This is a genomic window from Pseudomonas peli, assembly GCF_050563605.1.
GTDB lineage: Bacteria > Pseudomonadota > Gammaproteobacteria > Pseudomonadales > Pseudomonadaceae > Aquipseudomonas > Aquipseudomonas peli_A.
Genome location: NZ_JBNXUH010000009.1, coordinates 1 through 22,530, shown reverse-complemented (window position 1 = coordinate 22,530; position 22,530 = coordinate 1). Strand labels below are relative to the sequence as shown.

General features: G+C 60.0%; 21 protein-coding genes, 1 tRNA gene and 2 pseudogenes. 11 read left to right on the top strand and 13 right to left on the bottom strand.

Translation table 11 applies throughout. From position 1 onward, the window contains the following. Nucleotides 1-9 precede the first annotated feature (9 nt). The 4 genes from bamC (at nt 10) to ACQ4LH_RS12460 (ending at nt 3,121) form a co-directional block, all read left to right on the top strand. Nucleotides 10-1,128, top strand: a complete 1,119-nt coding sequence (bamC, locus tag ACQ4LH_RS12475) for an outer membrane protein assembly factor BamC (protein ID WP_430697457.1) — start codon at nt 10-12, stop codon at nt 1,126-1,128. An 87-nt stretch (nt 1,129-1,215) separates the two neighbouring features. Beyond that, entirely contained in the window at nt 1,216-2,085 is an 870-nt protein-coding gene (locus ACQ4LH_RS12470; RefSeq protein ID WP_430697456.1) for a phosphoribosylaminoimidazolesuccinocarboxamide synthase, read from the top strand. Nucleotides 2,086-2,281: 196 nt separating this feature from the next. Beyond that, nucleotides 2,282-2,371 (top strand) — tRNA-Ser (locus ACQ4LH_RS12465). A 204-nt stretch (nt 2,372-2,575) separates the two neighbouring features. Next, nucleotides 2,576-3,121: a DUF4124 domain-containing protein gene (locus ACQ4LH_RS12460; protein ID WP_430697455.1), complete on the top strand. Its 546-nt coding sequence runs from the start codon at nt 2,576-2,578 to the stop codon at nt 3,119-3,121. On the opposite strand, the pseudogene ACQ4LH_RS12455 reads toward ACQ4LH_RS12460, so the two are convergent. From ACQ4LH_RS12455 to ACQ4LH_RS12410, 10 genes and pseudogenes are all read right to left on the bottom strand, one after another. Continuing rightward, nucleotides 3,118-3,410 (bottom strand): annotated as a pseudogene (locus ACQ4LH_RS12455) (tyrosine-type recombinase/integrase); the annotation flags it as partial. The gene ACQ4LH_RS12460 and the pseudogene ACQ4LH_RS12455 sit on opposite strands and share 4 nt — an antisense overlap. A 187-nt stretch (nt 3,411-3,597) precedes the next feature. Next, entirely contained in the window at nt 3,598-4,431 is an 834-nt protein-coding gene (locus ACQ4LH_RS12450) for a nucleoside-binding protein (RefSeq protein WP_430697454.1), read from the bottom strand. Between the two features lie 65 nt (nt 4,432-4,496). Further along, entirely contained in the window at nt 4,497-5,894 is a 1,398-nt protein-coding gene (locus tag ACQ4LH_RS12445; protein ID WP_430697453.1) for an amidohydrolase family protein, read from the bottom strand. Between the two features lie 32 nt (nt 5,895-5,926). Further along, on the bottom strand, nt 5,927-7,267 hold the full coding sequence (locus ACQ4LH_RS12440; RefSeq protein WP_430697452.1) for a nucleobase:cation symporter-2 family protein: 1,341 nt from the start codon (nt 7,265-7,267) through the stop codon (nt 5,927-5,929). A 175-nt stretch (nt 7,268-7,442) separates the two neighbouring features. Continuing rightward, on the bottom strand, nt 7,443-8,492 hold the full coding sequence (locus ACQ4LH_RS12435; RefSeq protein WP_430697451.1) for a CobW family GTP-binding protein: 1,050 nt from the start codon (nt 8,490-8,492) through the stop codon (nt 7,443-7,445). Next, a complete protein-coding gene (locus ACQ4LH_RS12430) occupies nt 8,489-9,109 on the bottom strand; it encodes a UbiX family flavin prenyltransferase (protein ID WP_430697450.1) in 621 nt (206 codons plus the stop codon). The genes ACQ4LH_RS12435 and ACQ4LH_RS12430 overlap by 4 nt, the downstream gene beginning before the upstream one ends. Then, nucleotides 9,106-10,491, bottom strand: a complete 1,386-nt coding sequence (locus tag ACQ4LH_RS12425; RefSeq protein ID WP_430697449.1) for a UbiD family decarboxylase — start codon at nt 10,489-10,491, stop codon at nt 9,106-9,108. The genes ACQ4LH_RS12430 and ACQ4LH_RS12425 overlap by 4 nt, the downstream gene beginning before the upstream one ends. A 133-nt stretch (nt 10,492-10,624) precedes the next feature. After that, complete coding sequence (locus ACQ4LH_RS12420; protein WP_430697448.1) at nt 10,625-11,530, bottom strand: amidohydrolase family protein; 906 nt, start codon at nt 11,528-11,530, stop codon at nt 10,625-10,627. A 4-nt stretch (nt 11,531-11,534) separates the two neighbouring features. Beyond that, nucleotides 11,535-12,464, bottom strand: a complete 930-nt coding sequence (locus ACQ4LH_RS12415; RefSeq protein WP_430697447.1) for an amidohydrolase family protein — start codon at nt 12,462-12,464, stop codon at nt 11,535-11,537. Between the two features lie 420 nt (nt 12,465-12,884). Next, entirely contained in the window at nt 12,885-13,784 is a 900-nt protein-coding gene (locus ACQ4LH_RS12410) for a LysR substrate-binding domain-containing protein (protein ID WP_430697446.1), read from the bottom strand. A gap of 123 nt (nt 13,785-13,907) precedes the next feature. Here ACQ4LH_RS12410 and ACQ4LH_RS12405 point away from each other — a divergent pair. From ACQ4LH_RS12405 to ACQ4LH_RS12395, 3 genes and pseudogenes are all read left to right on the top strand, one after another. Further along, a pseudogene (locus ACQ4LH_RS12405) lies at nt 13,908-14,371 on the top strand ((2Fe-2S)-binding protein). Then, nucleotides 14,371-16,599 carry a molybdopterin cofactor-binding domain-containing protein gene (locus tag ACQ4LH_RS12400; protein ID WP_430697445.1) on the top strand — a complete coding sequence of 743 codons (2,229 nt, stop codon included), beginning with the start codon at nt 14,371-14,373 and terminating at the stop codon, nt 16,597-16,599. Before ACQ4LH_RS12405 ends, ACQ4LH_RS12400 begins: the two are co-directional and overlap by 1 nt. 13 nt (nt 16,600-16,612) lie before the next feature. Beyond that, on the top strand, nt 16,613-17,521 hold the full coding sequence (locus tag ACQ4LH_RS12395; RefSeq protein ID WP_430697444.1) for a LysR substrate-binding domain-containing protein: 909 nt from the start codon (nt 16,613-16,615) through the stop codon (nt 17,519-17,521). 127 nt (nt 17,522-17,648) lie between these two features. On the opposite strand, the gene ACQ4LH_RS12390 is transcribed toward ACQ4LH_RS12395, so the two are convergent. After that, entirely contained in the window at nt 17,649-18,185 is a 537-nt protein-coding gene (locus ACQ4LH_RS12390) for a DUF3087 domain-containing protein (protein WP_430697649.1), read from the bottom strand. A 195-nt stretch (nt 18,186-18,380) separates the two neighbouring features. Between ACQ4LH_RS12390 and ACQ4LH_RS12385 the strand changes: the two genes are divergently transcribed. After that, a complete protein-coding gene (locus ACQ4LH_RS12385; protein WP_430697443.1) occupies nt 18,381-18,953 on the top strand; it encodes a hypothetical protein in 573 nt (190 codons plus the stop codon). Between the two features lie 33 nt (nt 18,954-18,986). Here the strand turns inward: ACQ4LH_RS12385 and ACQ4LH_RS12380 are convergent, their stop codons facing one another. Next, nucleotides 18,987-19,202 carry a general stress protein CsbD gene (locus ACQ4LH_RS12380; RefSeq protein ID WP_090252854.1) on the bottom strand — a complete coding sequence of 72 codons (216 nt, stop codon included), beginning with the start codon at nt 19,200-19,202 and terminating at the stop codon, nt 18,987-18,989. A gap of 242 nt (nt 19,203-19,444) precedes the next feature. On the opposite strand from ACQ4LH_RS12380, the gene ACQ4LH_RS12375 reads away from it, so the two are divergent. Next, nucleotides 19,445-20,173 carry a S1 family peptidase gene (locus ACQ4LH_RS12375; RefSeq protein WP_430697442.1) on the top strand — a complete coding sequence of 243 codons (729 nt, stop codon included), beginning with the start codon at nt 19,445-19,447 and terminating at the stop codon, nt 20,171-20,173. A 10-nt stretch (nt 20,174-20,183) separates the two neighbouring features. Here ACQ4LH_RS12375 and ACQ4LH_RS12370 read toward each other — a convergent pair whose 3' ends face one another. Beyond that, entirely contained in the window at nt 20,184-20,738 is a 555-nt protein-coding gene (locus ACQ4LH_RS12370) for a hypothetical protein (protein ID WP_430697441.1), read from the bottom strand. Between the two features lie 481 nt (nt 20,739-21,219). Between ACQ4LH_RS12370 and ACQ4LH_RS12365 the strand changes: the two genes are divergently transcribed. Beyond that, a complete protein-coding gene (locus ACQ4LH_RS12365; protein WP_430697440.1) occupies nt 21,220-21,624 on the top strand; it encodes a DUF4398 domain-containing protein in 405 nt (134 codons plus the stop codon). Continuing rightward, nucleotides 21,621-22,445, top strand: a complete 825-nt coding sequence (locus ACQ4LH_RS12360; protein WP_430697439.1) for an OmpA family protein — start codon at nt 21,621-21,623, stop codon at nt 22,443-22,445. Before ACQ4LH_RS12365 ends, ACQ4LH_RS12360 begins: the two co-directional genes overlap by 4 nt. Nucleotides 22,446-22,530 lie beyond the last annotated feature (85 nt).

The window sequence follows — 22,530 nt, the reverse complement described above, 5'->3', positions numbered from 1 at the left end:
TTACTACGCATGAAGCGACTCACCGGACTCTCCGCCCTGGCCCTGATCATCGCTGGCACCAGCGGTTGCGGCTGGATCTATGGCGAAAACGGCTATTTCCGTGACCGTGGCAGCGACTACCTCGAAGCCCGTCAGACGGCCACGATGGAAATCCCGCCAAACGTCGACGCCAAGCGCATCGACCCACTGCTGCCCGTGCCGCAGCAGGTAGCCACCACCACCGACACTGGTGAATTTATCGTACCGCGTCCGCAAGCTCTGGCTGTGGCCGGTGATGCCAGCGAGTTCAGCCTGCAAAAGAGCGGCGAGTCGCGCTGGGTTGTGGCGCAGCGCGTACCGGCTGAAGTCTGGCCTGTTGCGCGTCAGTTCTTTGCTGACAACGGTTTTCAGATTGCAGAAGAGCGTCCGCAAACCGGTGAATTCAGCACCTCCTGGCAGCGGTTTGATGCCCTGTCCGAGTCCATGGCGCGTCGTCTGAGCAGCCGTGTATCCGGTGTGAATCCTGATGCCGAAACCCGCGTGCGGGTGCGTATCGAGCCAGGCGTGCAGCGCAATACCAGTGAAATCTTCGTGGTCAGCGCCGAGCGTCCAGCTGGCAGCACTGCCGATGTCGCCTTCACCAACCGCAGCAGCAACCCAAGCCTGGATGCCGCGCTGCTCGATGAAATGCTCGTGACGCTGGCGCGCAGCGCCGAGCAGGGCGGTTCGGTCTCCCTGCTGGCCGCTCGTGATTATGACGCGCCGAATCGCGTCAGCCTGTCCGAAGACGGCAACGGCAATCCGGTGCTGAGTCTCGGTGCTGATTTCGATCGCGCCTGGTCAGGTGTGGGTCGCTCCCTGGAAATGGCTGATGTGCGCATCGACGACATCAACCGCAGCCTAGGCGTGTACTACATCAACCTGGCCGAACGTGCGCAGAAGCCGGACGATAAGCCTGGTTTCTTCGGTAGCGTATTTGGCAGCGAGCCGAGCAAGGAAGAAATCGACGCCCGCGCCGAGCGCTATCAGGTGCGCCTGACCGCCGTTGGCGACAGCGTGCAGGTCACCGTGGAAAAAGACCTCAACACCATTGCCCCCGCCGACGTGGCGCGCAAGGTGCTGGACCTGATCCAGGAAAACCTTGGCTGACAGCAGGCAACTGCTGCACCGGCAATACCAATAGGCGAAACCCGGCGGGTTTCGCCTGTTTTGTTTACCAAAGGCGGAAATTCCGACATGAGCACAGCCACCACCCTGAGCCTGAAGAAAATCTATTCGGGCAAAGTCCGTGATCTATACGAGATCGACGACAAACGCATGCTGATGGTCGCCACCGACCGCCTTTCGGCATTCGACGTGATCCTCAACGAGCCGATCCCGGAAAAGGGCAAAATCCTCACCGCCATCTCCAACTTCTGGTTCGACAAGCTCAAGGACCTGGTGCCCAACCACTTCACTGGCGACAAGGTCGAAAACATCGTTCCTGCGGCAGAGTTACACCTCGTCGAAGGCCGCGCAGTGGTCGCCAAGCGCCTTAAGCCGGTCGCGGTGGAAGCTATCGTACGTGGCTATATCGTTGGCTCAGGCTGGAAGGAATACCAGAAGAGCGGCACCGTCTGCGGCATTCAACTACCAGCGGGCCTCAAAGAAGCGGCCAAACTGCCGCAGCCGATCTTCACCCCCTCGACCAAGGCCGCCGTGGGCGACCACGACGAGAACATCAGTTTCGAGCAGTGCGAAGCGATCATCGGCGCAGAGCTGGCCGCCAAAGTGCGTGATACCTCAATTGCCCTGTACAGCGCAGCGGTGGAGTACGCAGCCACGCGCGGCATCATCATCGCCGACACCAAGTTCGAATTCGGCCTGGACGAAGACGGCACCCTGACCCTGATGGACGAAGCCCTAACGCCAGACTCCAGCCGCTTCTGGCCGGCGGACAGCTATGCAGAAGGCACAAACCCGCCAAGCTTCGACAAGCAGTTTGTGCGTGACTGGCTGGAATCCACCGGCTGGAACAAAGAACCACCCGCCCCAGCAGTGCCCGCCGACGTCGCGCAGAAAACCGCCGACAAATACCGCGAAGCCCTGACGCGCCTGACCGTCTAAGTCGCAGCACTACGCGCGTAAGCGCGACACAGAGGGGCGCTACGGCGCCCTTTTTTTGTGGGCGACTGTTTAGCTTCCCACCAGCTAGATTTTGCCGCTGTTCATCGTCTTGATCGCAAGCATCTGAAAGTATGTGAAAAATTTCAAAACTGGGGTTCGCCAAACGCACTTCAGCTGTTATCATGCGCGCCGCCACGGGAAGATGCCGGAGTGGCCGAACGGGACGGATTCGAAATCCGTTGTGTTAGCGATAGCACCTAGGGTTCAAATCCCTATCTTCCCGCCATATTGCAGTACCTAAACCCCTGATTTTCCTAGTGAAGTCAGGGGTTTTTTGTTTCTGGCATTTGGTCACTGTCGAAAAAGTGTCGAAAGTGGGAAAAAGCCAAAGTCTCTGCCTGAGATTGAATAGGCAAGCGACCTGTAGGATGCTTTGCCGCTGGATATCGAACCTCTAGATTGTGCCGACTCATCATAAAAGGACTTACGAATGTTCTGTCGCAAGCTGCTTCCTCTCTTGCTTCTGTGCGCTGCCACGACAGCTCAAGCTCAGATCTACAAATGGGTTGATGAGAACGGCCAAAAACACTTCAGCACCCAGCCCCCACCAGCCCAGCAAAAAGTCGAGCCGGTAAAGATCAACCAAGGCTATGTTGGTGACGATCGACCTGCTACGGAGACGGAGGCTGCGTCTTCAGAAAGCAAACCCACTGCCTCAGCTAAGTCATCGAAAAAAGAAATGTGCAGCAGTGCTATGCGTTGGACTGCTATCGATATCGATAACCTGAAGGACATTGCGAGAGAGAAGAAGCAGTCCGGAAAGGCATCAGCGGCTGAGTATGACAAAGGCATAAAAAGCTTAGATGCCGTCAATAAGCAGATAACCATGCAGGACTGCATTACAAGCTCAGGCGAGGATCAGAAAAATTATGAATGCCTGTCTAAAGGTGCCGGTATTTTGGTCTGTTCAGGCCTAATGGCAGAAGCCTTCAAAGAAGCGTTCAAGGAAGGGGCCAAACGCACTCAAAAACCCTAAGCGCTCGGCCACTTTCTGAAGAACTGTTCAAAATCTGCAATAGGCCCAAAGCGCAAAGCATCCTGCAAATGATCCGGTGCCAAGTGTGCATAGCGCATCGTCATGGCCAGTGACGTGTGACCCAGGATCTTCTGCAAGGTCAGTATGTTCCCCCCGTTCATCACGAATCGACTGGCGAACGTATGCCGAGCACGTGGGATGACTGGCCAGCAGGGACAGGTATTTTTGATGCGCCCAGGGTCTTGTCAAAGCTGTTGAGGCAGTTGCTGAACAAGCCGTGCCGGTCGTAGATTTCTTATTTGCGCCGCCGATGCTGCGCGTGGTGGCGCATTTTCTTTATGCGCGGTGCCTGCGAGCGAAAGTCGAACTCCCAGTCATTTGCGAATACTCGAACCCATCTGGCCCACTGATCAGATGTCGTAGCATCTACTTCGGTGAGCTGCCTTCAGCCTGCGTTAACGCTGAAGGCGCTGCATTCAAAAAGAGATTTCCATGTTGACCGTAGGCGCTGATGTGCGGCTGCCTTGCCCGCCATCGACACCGAACTTGTTGTGCCAGTACTCGTAACCCACACCGAACCAGACATTGGGTTTGATGTTCTTACCGGGCCGAGCTGCGAACATCAGTGAGGTGCGCATCAAGGTTTCGGCAGCGGTGTCGTTGTTGTTGTAATCCTGACCTTTCTCGCCGGTATGGCTGAGTACACCTTGAAACTTGGCCGCATGATTGCCGGCCTGAAAAGGCCGCAGCCACGTCAGGTTAAGGTTGTAGGTGCCGTCGAACGTCACCTCCTCATGGCGGGCACCCGGAATACCGGTCTGATTGTGTTCGCGGTAGTACAGCACGCTGAAATCCAATACCCCGACGGTGCTGAACTTCAAGGTAGGGCCGAACACGATCGAGCGTTTGTTCGACGAGGCTCGGTTGTTATTGCGGTTGGCATCGAAGCCCATGGTCAGTGCATAGTCCTTGATCAGCCCGGAGCCCAGAGGCCGGTCGAAGAGGCGAGAAGAAAACAGCTGGTGCCGATAGACGGCATAGACCTCACTACCGCCGTGGTCTGTACCTTTACGCAGGTCATTGTTGTCGGAGAGGAACACGTCGATGTTGAGGAAGTTACTGCCATAGCGGTATCCGTCGGCATGGGTAAAGGTGTAGATCCGCTTGGCGATGTATTCAGGGTTTTTCGGGTTGGTGAACTCCTGGCCGTAACGAAAGCCGACGCTGTTGTTCATCCACTCGAGGGCCGATGCCTGCCCCATGCTGACCAATGCCAAAATCGCAGTTATGCCCTGTGCTATTCGTTTCATTATTATTTTTGCCTATTTATAGGTGACTGCCCGGCCAGCCGGGCAGTGGGACACTAACGCTATGGTTAGCTTGCGTTGTCCAACTCGATCAGCAGCTGCTGCACGCCGTCATGTGCCTCGCTGCGCATTTTGGCGAGGTCTAATCCGGGAATTTCGCCCTTATCCACGACCACACAGCCATTGATGATGCTGTAACGCACCGCTACCGGCTCGCCAGCCACTACGGGCGCCAGCGCTATATCGTGGAAGCCGAAGAAGCGCGGGTGGTCGAGGCCGTAGATCACCAGATCAGCGGCTTGGCCAACTGCCAACGTACCAACCGCCCCGAGCCCGAGCACCTCGGCGCCACCGGCTGAACCCCAGTGGATGACATCCTCTGCCACTGTCGCTTGCGCGCCTTGAGCGGCGCGGTGAATCAGCCAGGCCGTGTGCAGTTCGCCCATCATGCTGCCGGATTCGTTCGAGGCGACCCCATCCACGCCGATAGAAATGGGCACGCCGGCCTCGGCCATTTGTGGCACCGGGGCGATGCCGCTGCCGAGCCGGCTGTTGCTCACCGGGCAGTGCGAGATACCCGTACCGGTTTGCGCCAGCATGCGAATTTCTCCAGGTTGCAGGTGCACCATGTGCGCAAACCAGACATCCGGCCCCAGCCATTCGTGCTCGGCGACAAATTCCACCGGCAAGCAGTTGTACTTCTCGCGGCAGAAATTCACATAGTTCTGCGTTTCCGAGAGATGGGTGTGTAGACGCAGACCCATGCCCCTGGCTGCACTGGCCAGTTCACGGAGCAAAGTCGGCGGCAGAGAAAAGGTTGGCGTGGTCGGCGCCACCACCACCCGGCGCATAGCAACGGGGGTGTCCTGGTGGTAACGCGCTTTCAGCCGCTCAATGTCACCGATCATCTGGTCGAGAGATTCAGGCTGTAACGCGGTTTTCGAGAAGCCCGGATGCGCGTGGGCTGACTCCAGCGCGCCGCCTCTGCACAAGACAAAGCGCATACCGAATTCGTCAGCGACGTCGAATAGCTGATCGCCCATCTCGGTGGTGCCGTTGGCGTGGTACAGATAATGGTGGTCAGCGCAGGTGGTCGCCCCGGACAGCAGCAACTCGGCCATCCCCAGTCGGGCGGCAATCCGCACCAGTGCCGGGGTAAAGCGTTCCAGGCGTGGATAAGGCACGCTGGCCAACCAGCCCTGCAGATCCTGGTTGATGCCGGCAGGCACCGCTTTCAGCAGGTTTTGCGCCAGATGGTGATGGGTGTTGATTAACCCTGGGTACACCACACAGTTGCTGGCATCGATGACTCGCTCCCCAGGCTGGGCCGCCAAATTACGGCCCATTTCACTGATAAGACCGCCACTGATGCGGATATCCACCTGGCCGGCCCGTGCACGGGAACCGCGCAAGCCGGTCATCACCGCCAGTGGATTCTTCACCAGCATGTTCTGTTGTTGTTTCATGGTCGTCTCCTTTTACGTGGCAAACGCCAAACTCAGAGGCTGTGTGGCGCGCTTTCCAGCGCGGCTTTATTGGGCGAACTGAGGCCGTTGAGCAGGGCGTTGAGCACCACGGCCACCAGGCATGCGATCACGACGCTGCTGTGCAGGAACGGCTGCGTCCACTCGGGTAACTGGGTGAACAGCGCTGGGGTAAGGATCGGTACCAAAGCCGCCGAGATGGTGAAGCCGACAATCAGCACGTTGTAGCGGTTGTGTTCGTAATCCACCTTGGCCAGAGTCTGGATACCGGCGGCTGCCACCACGCCGAACATGGCGATGGCTGCACCACCCAACGCGGCAGTGGGGGTGGCGGCGATGATCGCACCAGCTTTCGGGGTCAGTGCCAGTAGGCACATCAGCACACCACTGACCGCTACCACCCAGCGACTGCGTATACCGGTGAGGATCACCAGGCCGACGTTTTCCATAAACGCGATAAAAGGGAAAGCGGCGAAGCAACCGGCGATGGTGCTGGCTAGGCCATTGGCGCGCAGGCCGTTGATCACATCCTTTTCCTTGATCGGTTTGCTGACGATGTCGCCGATGGCAAGGAACAGCCCCATGGACTCAACCATCTGCACGGTCATCACCACCATCATGGTGGCAATCGGAATCAGGGCGAAGGTCGGTACCCCGAAGTAGAACGGGTAGGGGACTGTGGCCCAGGGAGCATCCTGCACGCTGCTGAAATCACCCATGCCGAGCATGAAACCCAGGAGTGCGCCAACCAGCATGCCGATCAACACGGCCAGGTTGCGCAGCATAGGGCTGCCGAACCGGTTGACCAGCAGAATGGTCACCACCACCGCTGCAGCCACAGAGAGAAACGCCGGGGCGCCGAAGTTGGCAGCCTCGCGCCCACCACCAATCCACTCATAGGCCACTGGAAACAACTGCAGGCCAATTACGGTGACGATGCATCCGGTCACCACCGGCGGGAAAAAGCGGCGCATCCGCCCAACAAAGGGCGCGGCCAGCATGGTGAAGACCCCGGCGGCGATGACTGCACCACAGACTCCGGCAAAGCCGACCCCCGGGGTGCTGGCAATGGCAATCACCGGCCCGACGCTGCTGAACGCCACCCCCTGAAGGATGGGCAGGCGCACGCCAAACTTCCAGAAGCCAACGGTTTGCAGCAGGGTGGCAATGCCGGAACAGAACAGCGTGGTACTGATCAGCACCACGGTGTCGGCCTGAGACATCTTCAAGGCTGAAGCGATGATCAGCGGCACCGCGATGGCACCTATATAGCAGACGGCCATGTGCTGCAGGCCGAGGGTGAGCATCTGTCGGATCGGTAGTATTTGATCTACCGGATGCGTAGCTGAAGTCATGGTGTTTCTCCTCGGTATCTTGTTTTTATGCGTTAGAGAGTTTTACCCACTCAGTCTGCTAAGAGCCGCTGACAACTGTCCCATGCACCCCCTAGGCCTTCTGCCATCCCGCTCGTGACGAGGGCATCACCTTACCGGTAGCACTACTCCTGACTCAAAAGGCTCTCATGTCATTTCAACTGGCTAGGCAGGCCTGGAAGCGTTGGTTGAGTGCGGCCCGATCGAGGTCGCGGCCGATAAACACGATCTTGCTTGAACGTGGCTCATTACCCCAGGGCTGTGCGGCGCGAAACTCCACCAGGCTGTGCACGCCCTGCAGCACGTAGCGTTGTTCTTCGCTCTTAACCGCGAGGACGCCCTTCATGCGGAACAGGTTTTCCGACTGATCACGGCGCAATTCGCTGATCCATTGGTGGAAGGCCACCAGATCGATATCGGCCTGCACGGCAATGCCCACCGACGAAACGCTCGGGTCATGCTCATGAACCAACTCGTCGTGTTCATGCTCGTGGTGATGCTCATCGGCATGGTGGTTGTGTTCAGCACCGATCTCCATGAGTTTCTGGGTCGCTTCGAAGGCGCCTACGCCGAGAATCTTCGACAGGTCGATCTGGGCGTAACTGGATGTCACCAGATCGGCGGTGGCATTCAGGCCGCGGATTTTCGCGCTCAATGACGCCACCTCGTCGGCGCTGACCAGATCGACTTTGTTGATGACGATGCGGTCGGCGCAGACGATCTGATCCACCGCCTGATTGTCGACGCCGTCCAGTTGCAGGTCTTCCAGATGCTGGGCGACGTGTTTGGCGTCGACCATGGTGACGATCGCATCCAGTTCCACTTCATCGGCAATCGGGTCGTTGATAAAGAAGCTCTGTGCCACCGGGTACGGATCGGCCAGCCCGCTGGTTTCGATCAGAATGTGATCCAGCCGTACCGGCCGCGCCACCAACTCGCGGACGATGCGCACCAGGTCTTCGCGGACCTCGGCGGTGCAGCATACGCAGCCGTTGACCATCTCGTAGATTTCTTCGGTTTCAGAGCTGAGCACCAGGTCACCGTCGATGCCGACTTCGCCGAACTCGTTTTCGATTACGGCAATTTTGCGTCCGTGGTTTTCCTTGAGGATGTAGTTGAGCAGGGTGGTTTTACCCGCGCCGAGAAAACCGGTGAGGATAGTCACCGGGATTTTCCGGTTAGGTGTGGGGGCGTTGAAGGTGTTCATACAAGCTCCTTGGGGGTAACAAACGAATGGGTGTGAGCGCTGTTGACCGCGGCAGGTTCGCCCCAGCGCAGCGCCGTGCCGGCATCCAGACCAAACAGGTCCAGCACCCGGCCGAGACTGTGATCAATCATCTGTGACAGGTTGTCCGGGCGGGCATAGAAGGCCGGCACGGGGGGCGCGATAATTCCGCCCATCTCGGTGACGGCAGTCATGTTGCGCAGGTGGGCCAGGGTCAGCGGCGTTTCCCGGGCCATCAGCACCAGGGTGCGGCGCTCCTTGAGGGTGACGTCGGCGGCGCGCCCAATCAGCCCTGATGACGTGCCGGTGGCGATTTCCGCCAGGGTGCGCATCGAACACGGGGCGACCACCATGCCCAGGCAGCGGAACGAGCCGCTGGCAATCCCGGCCGCCACGTCGTCAGCACGGTGGTAGTGGCTGGCCAGCGCCGTGACATCGGCCAGTTTGTAGTCGGTTTCATGGGCCATGGTCAGCAGCGCGGCACGGCTGATCACTAGGTGGGTTTGCACATTCAGTTCGGCGAGCAATTCCAGCAGGCGCACGCCGTAGATAAATCCCGACGCGCCACTGATGCCTACCACCAGGCGCTGCGGACTCATGACCGATAGCCTTTGAGCAGGTCGCGGGCACGCTCCAGCACGGTTTCATCCAGCTGTGCGCGAATTCCATCGAAATTTGAGCCGCGAGTGGCGTCCAAGCCCATGCGCGAGGTGGTGCCGTTGACCGAGGACGATGGGTCCAGCGGGCTACCCGGCAACCCATCGATGACGAAGATGTCCTGATGCGGCTGAAAGTGGGTGGCCAAGGCCCACAGCACCTGGCTGTCGTCGCTGATATTGATGTCGCAGTCCACTGCGATCACGGTTTTCAGGTAAGGGTCCCAGCCAAGAAGCGCTAGCATGATCTGCCGGGCTTCACCGTCGCGGCTTTGATCCAGCGCCACGTAGCAATGAAAGTGCGTACCGGAATTGGGGTAGTGCACGGCCGTGACCGAGGGGAAGCGTGCCTTGAGCTTCTCGCTCATTTCAGCTTCACGTGGTAGCCGCGCCAGGGTCAGGTGTTCGGCGTAACGCCCGCCGACTACGTCCACCAGCCAGGCATCCTTGCGTCGCATCAGGGTGTCGATGCGCAGTACGTTGTTGGTCGAGCGGTCTGAGGAATAGCCGCTGAACTCACCGAACGGGCCTTCTTCGGCGTAGGCCGTTGGGTCGATGGCACCTTCCAGTACGAACTCGGCATAGGCCGGCACACCGATGCCATAGCGCGGGGTTTTCACCAGCTCCAGCGGCGCGCCGAACAGGCCACCGGCCACGGCGCGTTCATCACTGCCGAACGGTAAGCGTGCAGCGGCGGCGAGCATAAACAACGGGTGGGCACCGATAACCATCGCCACCCGCAACTCTTCGCCGCGCTCACGGGCGGTTTGCAGCATGCGCCACAGGTGCCCACGCGAATGCAGGCTGGTGGCCAAGGCCTGGCGTGCATGGCGCATCGAGCGGTGGTAACTCATATTGGCGATGCCGGTGACCGGGTCTTCGGCAATGATCACCGCGTTGGTGATATAGGGCCCACGGTCGCTGTCGAAGTGTTTGAGCATGGGCAGCATCGCCAGGTCCACGGCTTCGCCTTCATATATTTCATCCAGCACTGGGCCGGTTTCGACGTAGCGTGGCGGGATCGGGTTGTTGGCGCGGGTTTGAAAGGTTTCATGTAGCTGGGCCGGCGTGACGCCGAACATTCGTGCAATGCGCACCCGCGAGGCAAACAGGTTGGTCGCGACTGGCACGCCGAGTGCGCCGACCTTTTCGCAGATCAGCAGCGGATCGCGGGCCTGGGTAGCAAGCGCATCGACCAGCGCAGTCACGTCTTGGTCGGCGGACAGCGCGTCGCTGATCGTCAGCACATCGTCCGGAAACTGCTGGCGATACGCGCTGATGAAATCGTGGAAATCCTGGGTTTCGCCAAATGTGGAGAGGGACATGGTTTCACCTCGAAAAAAGCAGGCACGCAGAGCCTGACAGCGTTCGATCGGCAAGCCGTTGGCCTGCCAGTGAACGAACGCTGGCTCAGGATGAGCGCCTGAAAGTACCCCTGTTGGAAAGCGGTTGTAGAACCTACAGGTACGTCGTGGTCAGCCTAAGTTCCGCCTCGACCAGATCCTTGGGCGGTGGCGTCGGCTCGATGCCGCACAGCCGGGCAATGTTGTTGCCTAGGTAATCTTCGAGGTGGTCCTCATCGATGCCCAGACCCTGCGGTGCCGGCGAGCACAGCACTTCCAGCTCACGCAGCCACATACCCGGTTCGTTCGGCGGTGAGTCGGTGCCGAAGACGATCTTGTTGCGCGGCAGCTCCTTGGCGAACTCGACAATCCGTGACTGGAAACACCAGCCGGATTCGCAGTACACGTTGGGCGTATCCATCGCCATCCAGAACGCTTCGAACGAGTAGTTACCGCCCGTCTGGATGCCAAAGTGGCCGATGATGAAGTTGACCATCGGGAACTCGCGGATGATCGGGTAGAACATGGTCGGGATGGTGTACGGACCGTCACCGGTGTGGATCAGCACCACGATGTTGTATTTGGCGCAGACCTTCATTGCCGGGCGCAGCCAGTCCAGTGCGCGGTCCGGGCGATAGCCGTGCATGTTGGCGTGCAGCTTGAGCATCTTGAAACCGTATTCCTTGATATGGAATTCCAGTTCAGCTGCGCCATTTTCCGGGCCCCAGCGCGGGTTGAAGTTGAAGTTGCCGATAAAGCGGTCCGGGTACTTCACGCACAGCTCAGAAATGTACGACATGTAGTCGCGTACGCCTTCACGGCCACGGCGGTTGCCGTCGCGGTAACCGGTGTTGCCCGGTGGCGGTTGGATAAAGCCCATGTCGATACGGCGTGGTTTGCCGTTGATCATGTACGGGCCGTCCATCAATTTGAGCATACGCTCACCGGTGAACGGTTCACCGGTATGGCGCCAGGCCTCGTCGACCAGGTTGGTGGGGTGCAGATGAGTGTCGATAATCATCGGATCAGCTCCTGGCCAGTTGAGTGGTGACGGGACGTTTGAGCATCGCCTCGGCTTCGGCCACGGAACGTGGCGGCGCTGTCGGTTCGAGGCCGATCATTCGCGCCGTGTTGTTGCCGAAGTAGTCCTCGAGCGTGTCCTCGTCCAGATTCATGCCTTGCGGCGGTTCGTGGCAGAGCACTTCCAGCAGGCGCAGCCACATACCCGGTTCGTTCGGCGGGGTGTCGGTGCCAAACAGGATCTTGTGGGTCGGCAGGACCTTGGCGAATTCGACGATCCGCGATTGCAGGCACCAGCCCGACTCGCAGTAAACGTTGGGCAGTTCCATCGCCCATTGCATCGGTTCGAACACGTAGACGCCGCCGGTCTGCACGCCGAAGTGCGCCATGATGAAATTGACGTTGGGGAATTCCTTGATCATCGGCACCCATTCGGAGGGGATGCTGTAAGGCCCGTCGCCGGTATGCAGCTTCACCGGAATGCCCAGTTCGGCGCATTTTTCGAAGGCCGGACGGACCCAGTCCAGCGCCCGGTCCGGACGGTAGGCGTGCATGTTGGCCTGCATCTGAACCATCTTGAAACCGTGTTCCGTCACGTAGCGCTCGATCGCTTCGACGCCGTTTGCCACCCCGCAGCGCGGGTTGTAGACGAAGCAGCCGATAAAGCGGTCGGGATAGGTCTGCACCATTTTCAGGGTGTAGGCCATGTACGCGTCGATGGATTCGCGGCCCGACAGTTCGCCGTCGGTCCAGGTGTAAATGGTGTTGCCCTGCGGCGGCTGGATAAAGGCCTTGTCGATCCGGCGTGGTTTGCCGTTGATCATGTAAGGGCCATCCATCATCTCCAGCAGACGCTCGCCGGTGAACGGATCACCGTCGTGCCTCCAGGCGAGGTCCACCAGGTCGGTGGGGTAGCAACTGATATCAATGATCACAGTTCGATCTCCTGATAATGCGGGGAAGGGTTTCCTTCCAGTTCGCAGCAGGTTCGCCCTGTGCCGCCGGCCTTTGTTAAACGTATTGCTACGCCTTCCCTCGCCTGGTGGCATGAAGCACAGGATCTGTGCCGCTGCTTGGGCCGAAGTATTGGAAGGGCAGATCGGGGCCGTACAATACTTATTGCCCTAGGCTTTGATACTTACTCGATATGGTCACGCCCAGGCGCTCTGCAGCGGGCCTTGTGGCCCGGCCAAGCAGCCTGAAAGGCATTCAAGGGATACAGGTTGCATGCCTTTTACGTGCGAAAACTCACCCGCTGTCTGGCTTTTGTGCGCACGGATGGGGAGCGTGCGCGGGAGGGGTTATGCGTTTGCGCACTCTGAAATTGCAGGGCGGGTAGGCGACTGAAAACGCTCTCAGTCAGTCGCTAATAGGGTTCTCACTGCCATCTGTTTGATCGCTTCGACCAGCGGCGCCACTCGCTCGGCCTGGCCATGCGACCAGACGGCATAGAGGTTGTAATGGGCGGGGATTTCAGCGCAGGTCAGTTCCTGCAAGCGCCCGGCGCGTAACGCATCAGCGGCCAGCAAACCGCGCACCAAACCGACGCCCACGCCGGCCTCGGCAGCGGCAATCAAGTTGGCGGCGTTGTCGAACACCACGACCGCTGCTGGCTCCACCGGCGGCAAGCCGGCGGCGTCTAGCCAGGGAATCCAGGAACGCCGGGTGTACCCCAGCAGTGGCAGTTCCAGCGCCTGCTCCGGGCTTATCGGTGCGGTTAGTTGATAGCGGCCTAGCAGGGCGGGAGCGGCCACGGCGGTCACGCGATCGGCGCAGATCTGCACCATCTCGCAGTCATCCCAGTCGCCGTAGCCATAGCGCAGTGAGACATCCACTCGTTCGAACGAGGGCTGTTCGGCGCGCGGCATCGACAGCAGCATCAGCTCATAGCCCGGCAGCGCCGCGAGCAGCTCCGGCAGTCGGGCATTCAGCCAACTCTGCGCCAGCTCGCTATCGACATCGATGGTCATGCGCAGCGGCACATTGCGGTTCTTCACTGACGACAGGGCCCGGTCGACCTGGGCCAGACCGTCAGCCAGGACGCTGGCGAACAACTGCCCGGCATCGGTCAGGTTGCTGCCGCCACCTTCGCGGATAAACAGCGGCTGGCCGATAAATTCTTCCAGAGAGCGAATCTGCTGGCTGATTGCGCTATGGGTTAGGTCTAGCTCCCGCGCCGCGCTGGAAAAACTCCCGGTGCGCGCCGCATGCAAGAAGGCGCTCATCGACTGCACCGACGGATAGCGTTTGTACATGGCTGTTAGCCCTACTTACAGAGGTTGGCAGAAATGGTCGCTGGCTGCGTTGTTAACCGGACTTCAATAATCGCTGCAGACACGGCAAGCGAAAAATCGCGCCGGCTGAAGAGGAGACTGCAGATGATCGAACTCATGGTGAACGGTACCCAGCATAGGTTGGATATCGCATCGGAATCCATGCCCCTGCCTGGGTGCTGCGTGATCAGTTGCAACTGACGGGCAGCAAATTCGGCTGCGGCGGTGGTTTTTGCGGCGCCTGCACGGTGTACCTGGACGGCATGCCGGTGCGTTCCTGCCAGTTTCCGGTGTCTGCCGCCGTGGGTCGTCAAATCACCACTATTGAAGGGCTCTCGCCCACGGGCGAACACCCGCTGCAACTGGCCTGGGTTGCCGAAGACGTCCCGCAATGCGGCTATTGCCAATCAGGTCAGCTGATGTCCGCAGCAGCGCTGCTTGCATCGGGCAAGGCCATCAATGACGAAACCATTGCCCAAGCCATGTCCGGAAATATCTGCCGCTGTGGCACCTATTCGCGCATCAACAAAGCCATCAAACGCGCGGCCAATTCGCCGAAGGAGGCATGATGTCCAGCCATGATAAAGAGGCGGTGACGCTGCCACGACGCAATTTTCTCAAGCTCAGCACGGTGCTGGCCTCGGGCCTGGCGATTGGTTTCCACTGGCCTCAATTACTGAGCAACGCGACTGCAGCAGGCAGTTCAGCGGCAGCGGCGACGCAATTCGAACCAAATGCCTGGGTGCGAATACTGGCCGACAACAGCATCAAGATTGTCGTGCACAAGCACGACTCTGGCACCGGCACGCTGACGGCGCTGGCCGCCTGCGTGGCTGAGGAACTGGATGTCGACCCCATGCAGATTGAGGTCATCACGCCGGAGAACCCCTTTTTTGAGGTGTATATCCACCCGGTCTGGAAGGTCTTCTCAACCGGCGGTAGCACCAGTGTCTCGCTGGAATACGATCGTCTGCGTCAAGCCGGTGCTACTGCGCGAGTCTTGCTGCTTGCTGCCGCCGCCAAGCAATGGGCCGTAAGCCCGGCCAGCTGCAGCAGCCAGGACGGGCGTATCGTGCACGCGGCAAGCGGGCGTAGCGCCAGCTATGGCGAACTGGCCGAAGCGGCGGCGCAGTTACCGGTTCCGGAAAAAGTCACGCTAAAGGACCCGGCGCAGTTCAAGTACATCGGCAAGCTGAAACACAAGCGCCACGCCGCCGACAAGGTCAATGGCAGCTTCCGCTACAGCATTGATGTGAGCTTGCCTGGCATGTGGGTGGCGGTGATCGAGCGCGCCCCGGTCATCGGTGCCAAGGTGCTGCAGGTGGATGCCAGCGCGGCCTTGAAAGTCGCAGGTGTGCACCAGGTCATGCAGATTCCGGCGCATCCGGGTGTGCTGGGTGGCAACTTCGAAGGGGTCGCGGTGCTGGCCCAGGACTATTGGTCGGCGGAACAGGGCAGGGCGGCCTTGAAAATACGCTGGAGCGAGAGTCGCTTTGCCGGCTTCAACAGCGCGGCATTAGGTGCTGAACAAGCCAAGTATCTTGAGAGTGCGGGTGCTGCCTTGGTGCCGACCATCGTCAGCGGCAACGTCGAGGCTCACTGGCCGCAGGCGGGCACGCTGCTCGAAGCCAATTACCTGATGCCCTACAAGGTGCAAAACCCGCTTGAACCGGTGTGCATCAGCGCCTGGGTCAAGGATGGCAGCATCAGTTATTGGGGCGGTGTGCAGGTGCCATCCTCAGCACGCGAAGCCGCGCAGGTGGTGTGCGGCATTCCGATGGAGAACGTCATCATTAACGATATGGTTTCCGGTGGCAGCTTCGGCGCACGCGAATCGAAATACTGGTTGTTTGAAGTGGCTTACTTGGCCAACAAAACCGGCAAGCCGGTCAAGCTGATCAACAGCCGCAAGGATGAAATGCGCTCGCTGTTCGGCCATCCGGCCACCTTCCACACACTCAAGGGCGCACTGGATGCGCAGGGCAAACTCAGCGCCCTGAAGCTCCGTGCTGTCTCGCCGGCCTCGCCGGAAGAGTGGGAGCCGGGTTATCTCGAACGCCCGGATCATATGGACTACAGCACCACCGAGGCGATTTCGCCCTGGGACTTCGCCTACCGGGCCGAGCACATGGATATCGGCTGGGTGCGTCACGAAACCGGGATTCCCACCGGTTGGTATCGCTCCGTTAGCTTTATTCCTAACGTATTCGCCGTGGAAAGCTTTATCGACGAACTGGCGGATGCTGCCGGCCGCGACCCGCTGGAGTTCCGTCTGGCCCATATGCATGAGCGTCCACGGCACGTCAGCGTGCTGCGCCAGGCGGCCGAACGTGCCGGCTGGGGCAGGCCGCTACCTGCCGGAACCTCATTGGGTATTGCAACTAACGAGGCTTATCACAGCTATGTGGCCGTGGTCGCCAAGCTTGTTCAGGAGCAAGGACGGATACGTATCGACAAACTCACCTGCGTAGTCGATTGCGGTTTGGCGGTATCGCCGGGCGGGGTCGAGGAGCAGATCTACGGCGGTTTGATGTGGGGCCTGGGGCATGCCTTGTTCGATCGCATGGACATCGAGAATGGTCAGGTGCTGCAAAGCAACTTCCACGACTACCGCGTGGCGCGGATGAACGATATGCCGGAAATCGAAATCATCCTGCTGCAAGAGGAACGCAACAAGCCCGGTGGAGTGGGCGAGTTGACCAGCCCGCCCGTCGCGCCGGCCATCGCCAATGCGCTGTTCCGGCTAACCGGTGACCGACAGCGCAGCACCCCATTGGCATTAGTGGCACCCGCTTAGGGAGTAACGCAGTATGGACTTGCGCTTATTGCGGTATTTCTCGGTGCTGGCGGATGAGTTGCACTTTGGTCGCGCCGCTGAGCGGTTGAATATCTCCCAGCCGCCACTCAGCCAGCAGATTCGCCTGCTCGAAGAAGAAATTGGCACTCCGCTGTTCAAGCGCACTCATCACCGCGTCGAACTTACGGCCGCAGGACGCTGCTTGAAAGAGCAAGCCCCTCTGGTATTCGAGCAACTGAGCCGAGCGCTTGATATCACTCGTCAGACTGGGCGTGGCCAGTTGGGCGAGTTGGAAATCGGCATGATTAGCTCGGTGATGGTGGGAGTGCTGCCACGAGTGCTGCATGTGTTCCGTGAGCGCTATCCCGAGGTGCGCTGGTGCCTGCGGGAAATGACCCCCGTTGCGCAAATGCTGGCGCTTAAAGAGAAGCGAATCGACTTATGTGTGTTCCGGGTCGGCTATGACGACCCGGATGTGCGCAACGAACTGCTGATGTACGAGCCGATCCGCGCCGTTCTGCCAGCCAACCACCCACTCGCGCAACAAGAGCGCTTGGCACCGACCGACTTGGCGGATGAGCCTTTTGTAGCGCTCGAGCTCAAACAGTCGCGCTTTGCCAATTTTCTCTTCCAGAGCTGCGTGCGAGCAGGTTTCACGCCACAGATCCGCCAGCAGGCGATCGAGGTACAAACCTTGCTCAGCCTGGTGCAGGCCAACTTTGGCGTGACCTTGCTGCCGGCTTCCCTGGAGCAAGTGGCCCCGCCGGGCGTGGTCTTTCGCAGTTTGACCCCAGCCCTGCCAGAAGTACCCTTGTATGCGGTCTATCGTGCCGATGATGATTCGGCAGTGCTGAAGCTATTTCTCGATACGTTGCGTGAGCTTGTCGCAGTCGAACGCGAGTCGCGCGCGGCCTTGGCATAGGCTGGTGATAGTTGCCGGAACTGGGCACGTTCGCAGCTTCGTGTGTCTATCGAAGGCGCTCGGTCTGCTGCGTTGAAGCTGATCAGGCGCGGACCTGGCGCGAGCGATCCGCCGGTGCCCGTGGATGTTATTGCGGCAGTGCGCTGATTTTCTTCACGGCTTCAAGCCAGTCGGGATTTAGCCGCAGCTGGTCGATATCCATGCCCAGCTCTTCCATGCGTTCTTTGTGCTGGTTGATCTCTGCCACTGCTTCACTGAGGGCGCTGGAGTTGCCGTCCAGCTGGTGCATCTGCGTCAGGCCCAGGTGGTAGAAGCGCAGCAGCTGCATGGCTGCGGGGTCGCGGGCGGCGACGCCGGCTTTGACGTGGTGCATCAGGTTGGTTACGCGCATCAGGCTGCGTTTCAGGCGCCAGCCGTACACGGCGGCGGCCATAAAGGGTTGTGGCCACAGCAGCACGCGCACCAGGACCACAGTCAGCGCTAATGCGGCGATAACCCCGCCGAGGTTCCAGCGGAAGTTGTCGCCGCCCGGTGTGCCAAACATCAGCACGGCGCTGCTCGACAGCAGCATGGCCAGGGCGACGAAGATCCCCGCGATGGTCAGGGTGCTGCGGCGGGTTTGCTGGCGGTAGGTTTCTGGGGTGCGGTGCTGGATTTCGAACATCGGGGCCACGGAATTTCTCACTTGATCGGCTGGTAAGCGGCGTCGCTCGCCGGTGTTGCCTGTGCATGCGGCAATGGGCGTTACGCCATTGCTGGAGCGCGGATTCGGCAAAACGCTGCAAATTATGCGCGATTGGCCGGCAACAGGTATCTTCCCCCATCCGTTGACCGCATCGCTTAAGGATTTACCGGGTTTATGAGCCGTACTGTGTTTCAGGTTGTGATTATCTGCGTGGCGGCGCTGTGTTCGAGCGCCGCGTTGGCCAAGGTCGAGGTACAGGCCGGGCAGCACAAGACGCTCGGGCGGGTTTTGCTGGCCAAGGTCTCCGAGGATATTGCGCCGGGTGATTACGAGGCGCTGCTCAAGGGCATCAAAGCCAATCCGGGCAAGTACGCGAAGAAGATCGTCATGCTCGACAGCATCGGCGGCAGCGTATCCGAGGCCATTCGCATGGGGCGTTTGCTGCGTGAAACCGGCTTCGACGCTTTGGTGCCGTCCACCGGGGTGTGCCAGGGCAGTTGCGTGTACCTGCTGGCGGCGGGGCATGGCAAAAGCGTGCGCGGTTATGTGGGGATTCACCGGCCGTACTATGCGGGCAGTGATTCGGTGCATTCGGCATCTGCCTTCGGGCCGAGCCACGCCACTCAAACCGCCTATTTCAAGGAAATGCAGATTCCGCCGGAGCTGCTTACTGCGATCAACAGCACCGAGCCGCGGCGCATGCGCGTGCTGACGCCGACTGAGCTGGCGCGCTATCGCTTGAAGTGAGGCGGGCGCTTGCTTGCCAGCGTTGGCGCGCTGTCAGCTGGTACGGTGCCTTTCGAAGAAGCTCATGACCTGCTTGCTGGCGTCCTCGCGGGGCATGTCGTAGCGCTGCTGCACCAGGTTGGTCAGTTTCTGCGCGTCGCCTTCGGATTTGATCAGTTCATCCAGGGTCAGCTCGTCCCAGACGATCAGGGCGAGGCCGGCCAGTTTGCGCCAGTTCTTCTGGATGATTTCGGCAAGGGGTCTGCTCATGCGTGGTGCTCCTGAGGTTACCGCGCTGGGCCGGTTGCGCGGTCAGAGCGGAATTGTGCTGATGTCAGCCTGTCAAAACTGGGGTAGCCAGTCGGTGCGCTACAGCGCTTATGCGGGTTTGCGTACCGACGCCATGGTGTTTCGCCGATAGCCTGATTGCCGCGCCGCAGCTGATGTGGCGTGGCAATTGCTCTGCTTAGAGCCACCTGGGCCTGTTCTGGCCAATTCAAGGATATGCCGCAATGTCGATGATCGAACCTGTGCTACTGACTGCTGCACGCGTCTGTACCTACGCCGGTCAACAGCTGTTGACCAACGCCAGCGGCTTTTACTTCGCCCGTGACGAGCGCCTGTTTCTGGTGACCAGTCGGCATGTGATGGTCGATGAGCCGAGCCAGCATTTTCCCGATCGCATCGAGATCGAAGTGCACACCGATTTGCACAATGTCGCGCAGACCACGGGCTTCTCCATGCCGCTTTATCGCGATGGCAAGAGCCTCTGGCGGCAGGGCTGCGATGGCGCCGGTGAGGTGGATGTGGCGGTGCTGGAAATCGAGCGGGCGGCGCTGCCTAAAGGCATGGTTTATCACGCCTTTACCCCGGAGCACCTGCTGCAGCCGCAAACCCCGGTCGAGGTTGGCACTTCGCTGCTGGTGGTGGGTTTTCCCCTGGGTTTTCACGACACCCTGCACCATATCGCGGTGGTCCGGCATGCCGTGGTGGCGTCGTCATTCGGCCTGCGTTTTCAGGGCCAGGGTTACTTTCTCACCGATGCCCGCACCCATCGCGGCACCAGTGGCGCGCCAGTGGTGATGCGTACGCCGGACAGTGGGGAAGGTGAGTTGCCCTGGGTGCTGCTGGGCGTGCATTCGGCGCGGCTTGATCTGGGCAGCCGAGACCTCGAGCTGGACGAAGCCCTGGGGCTCAACTGCACCTGGTATGCCGATATTCTGCTGACCCTGACTCAGTAACTCCCTGGGCTCAGCGTTGCGTCTGCAACACGGTGGCATCGGCCATATTGACGTCCTTGACCAAGCCGGACGTAGCTCGAATCACCTCGCGGGCCATGCGGGTTTCCTGCTCGGTGTGGGTTTGTGCCACCAGCACCACATCACCATGGGTAATGGCCTTGCTCACCAGCTTGGCAAAGCGCCCGTGATGCTGGCCAGCGCCGGATGATGCGCCGATCACGCTGCCAAGAAAGCCGCCGATAAAGCCACCCATGCCCATCAGAGTGAAAGGCGCGAGCATGGGGCTGGCGCGGAACAGGCTGGCCTCGCTGACAATCAGTGCCACCGCGATCAACGCGCCAATGCCGATACCAATGCCGGCACCAATGGCGATATCGACCAGCATGTCCTTGAGCACCTTGTTGCTTTTCCCCTGTGGCGCAGGGGCGGGCGGGGCATCGGCATTGCTGGCCACTATCTCCAACTGCTCGTTGTGCATGCCGCGCTGAATCAACTGGGCCAGCGCCTGTTCGGCAGTGCTGCGTTGGGTGAAGAAGCCCGAAACGTGGTGGCGATAGAGGTCCATCTTGCTGCTCCTGATCGTAAGCCGTCGTCGACGACCGATCTTCAGCTTAAGCAGCACTGACGTTCATGTCTGTGCGCCTGCGTACGCAGGAACAACCTCGATCTCACTGATTGTCCCGCTTAAGCGCGACAGCGCACGGACACATCTGGGCAGCACTGCGATTGTCCCTCTACAGCTGCATCCATGTTGTGAATGCAGCGGTTAAAGCTGGAATTCAACCTGTACCTGCCTGTGCATTTATCGCCGGAGATGCGCGATGAACATCCATTACCGCCCGCTCTTGCTGGCGTTTGCCATTGCCTATGCCGGGCTGGCCGTGAGCAGTCTGCTGATTGCCATGAGCCTGGCGCAGAGTGCCATGCCCTAGCGACCGAGAATGCTGTCTGCCGCGCTGATCGAGCGCTGCGGCTTAGCCCACCTGGGCCCGTGTGCGGCGAAAGCTGCAACGTGCTTATCCGTAATTGTTTTTGAGGACATTCCTATGAACAGGACTTCATCCATCGTCAATCGCATGGCTGCTTTGCGTCTGGCCGGCCTGTCTGCCGGGCTGCTGGTGCTCAGCGCCTGCGCCTCGCCGCCACTGCCGCCTAGCCAGGCGTTGCAAGCCGCTGAATCGGCGATCAGCAACGCCGAACAGGCGCGCGTCGCGGACTTCGCCTCGCCGGAATTGGGTGTTGCGCGGGAGAAACTCACCGCCGCCAACCTGGCCGTGCAGCGTGAAGAGATGCTGCTCGCCGAGCGTCTGGCAGATCAGTCGCGGGTAGAGGCCGAGCTGGCCCTGGCCAAATCACAGGCGACCAAGGCCAAGGTGGTCAATGACGAAATGCAGAAAAGCACCAACAGCCTGAAACAGGAAATGCAACGCAACACGGGAGCTCAACAATGAACCTTGCCCATAACGCTAAGCACCTGCTGCTGGTCAGCGCGATCAGCCTGGCCTTGGCCGGTTGCGCCGCCAAGCCGAGCATGCCGCAAGGCGCTGCCGATGCCCGCAGCAAGCTCACCCGGTTGCAGGCCGATCCGCAGTTGAATACCCGCGCGCCGGTAGCACTCAAGGCCGCCGAGGATGCGGTGATCGTCGCCGAACAGCCGCGCAAGGATCAGGACGAAGAGCAGGCCCTGGGCCAGCATCTGGTGGTGATGGCCGACCGCAAAGTGGAAATAGCCATGGCCCTGGCGCAGACGCGCTTCTATGAAGACCAGCGCAAAATCCTCAGCGAACAGCGCGAAGGCGCGCGCCTGGATTCCCGCACCCGCGAGGCCGATCAGGCGCAGCGGGAAAACAGCCAGTTGCAGCGTCAAATTGACGAGTTGAATGCCAAGGAAACCGAGCGTGGCCTGGTCATGACCCTGGGCGACCTGCTATTCGCCACCGGCCGTTCCGAGCTGCGTGCGGGCACGGCGAATAACCTCGGCAAACTGGCGATTTTTCTCAGCCAGAATCCTGAGCGCCAGGTGCTGATTGAAGGGCATACCGATAACGTTGGCGGCGAGGAGGCGAATCTGAGCCTGTCGCAGCGCCGGGCCGATTCGGTGATGCATTACCTGACCAGCCAGGGTGTCTCCCCAAGCCGTCTGGGTGCATCAGGTAAAGGCGAGAGCATGCCGGTTGCCGGCAATGAATCGGCTTCAGGTCGGCAGATGAATCGGCGGGTGGGNAAATCATCATCAGCCAGGACATGGCCYCGCAGCGCTGATGCCCGCTAGCTAATCTGCAGNCCCTTGCAGATTGGGTTAACGCAGGTCGGGAGCTTTCCGACCTGCGTGGCTGCGCTTTAGACGCTCCGGCGGA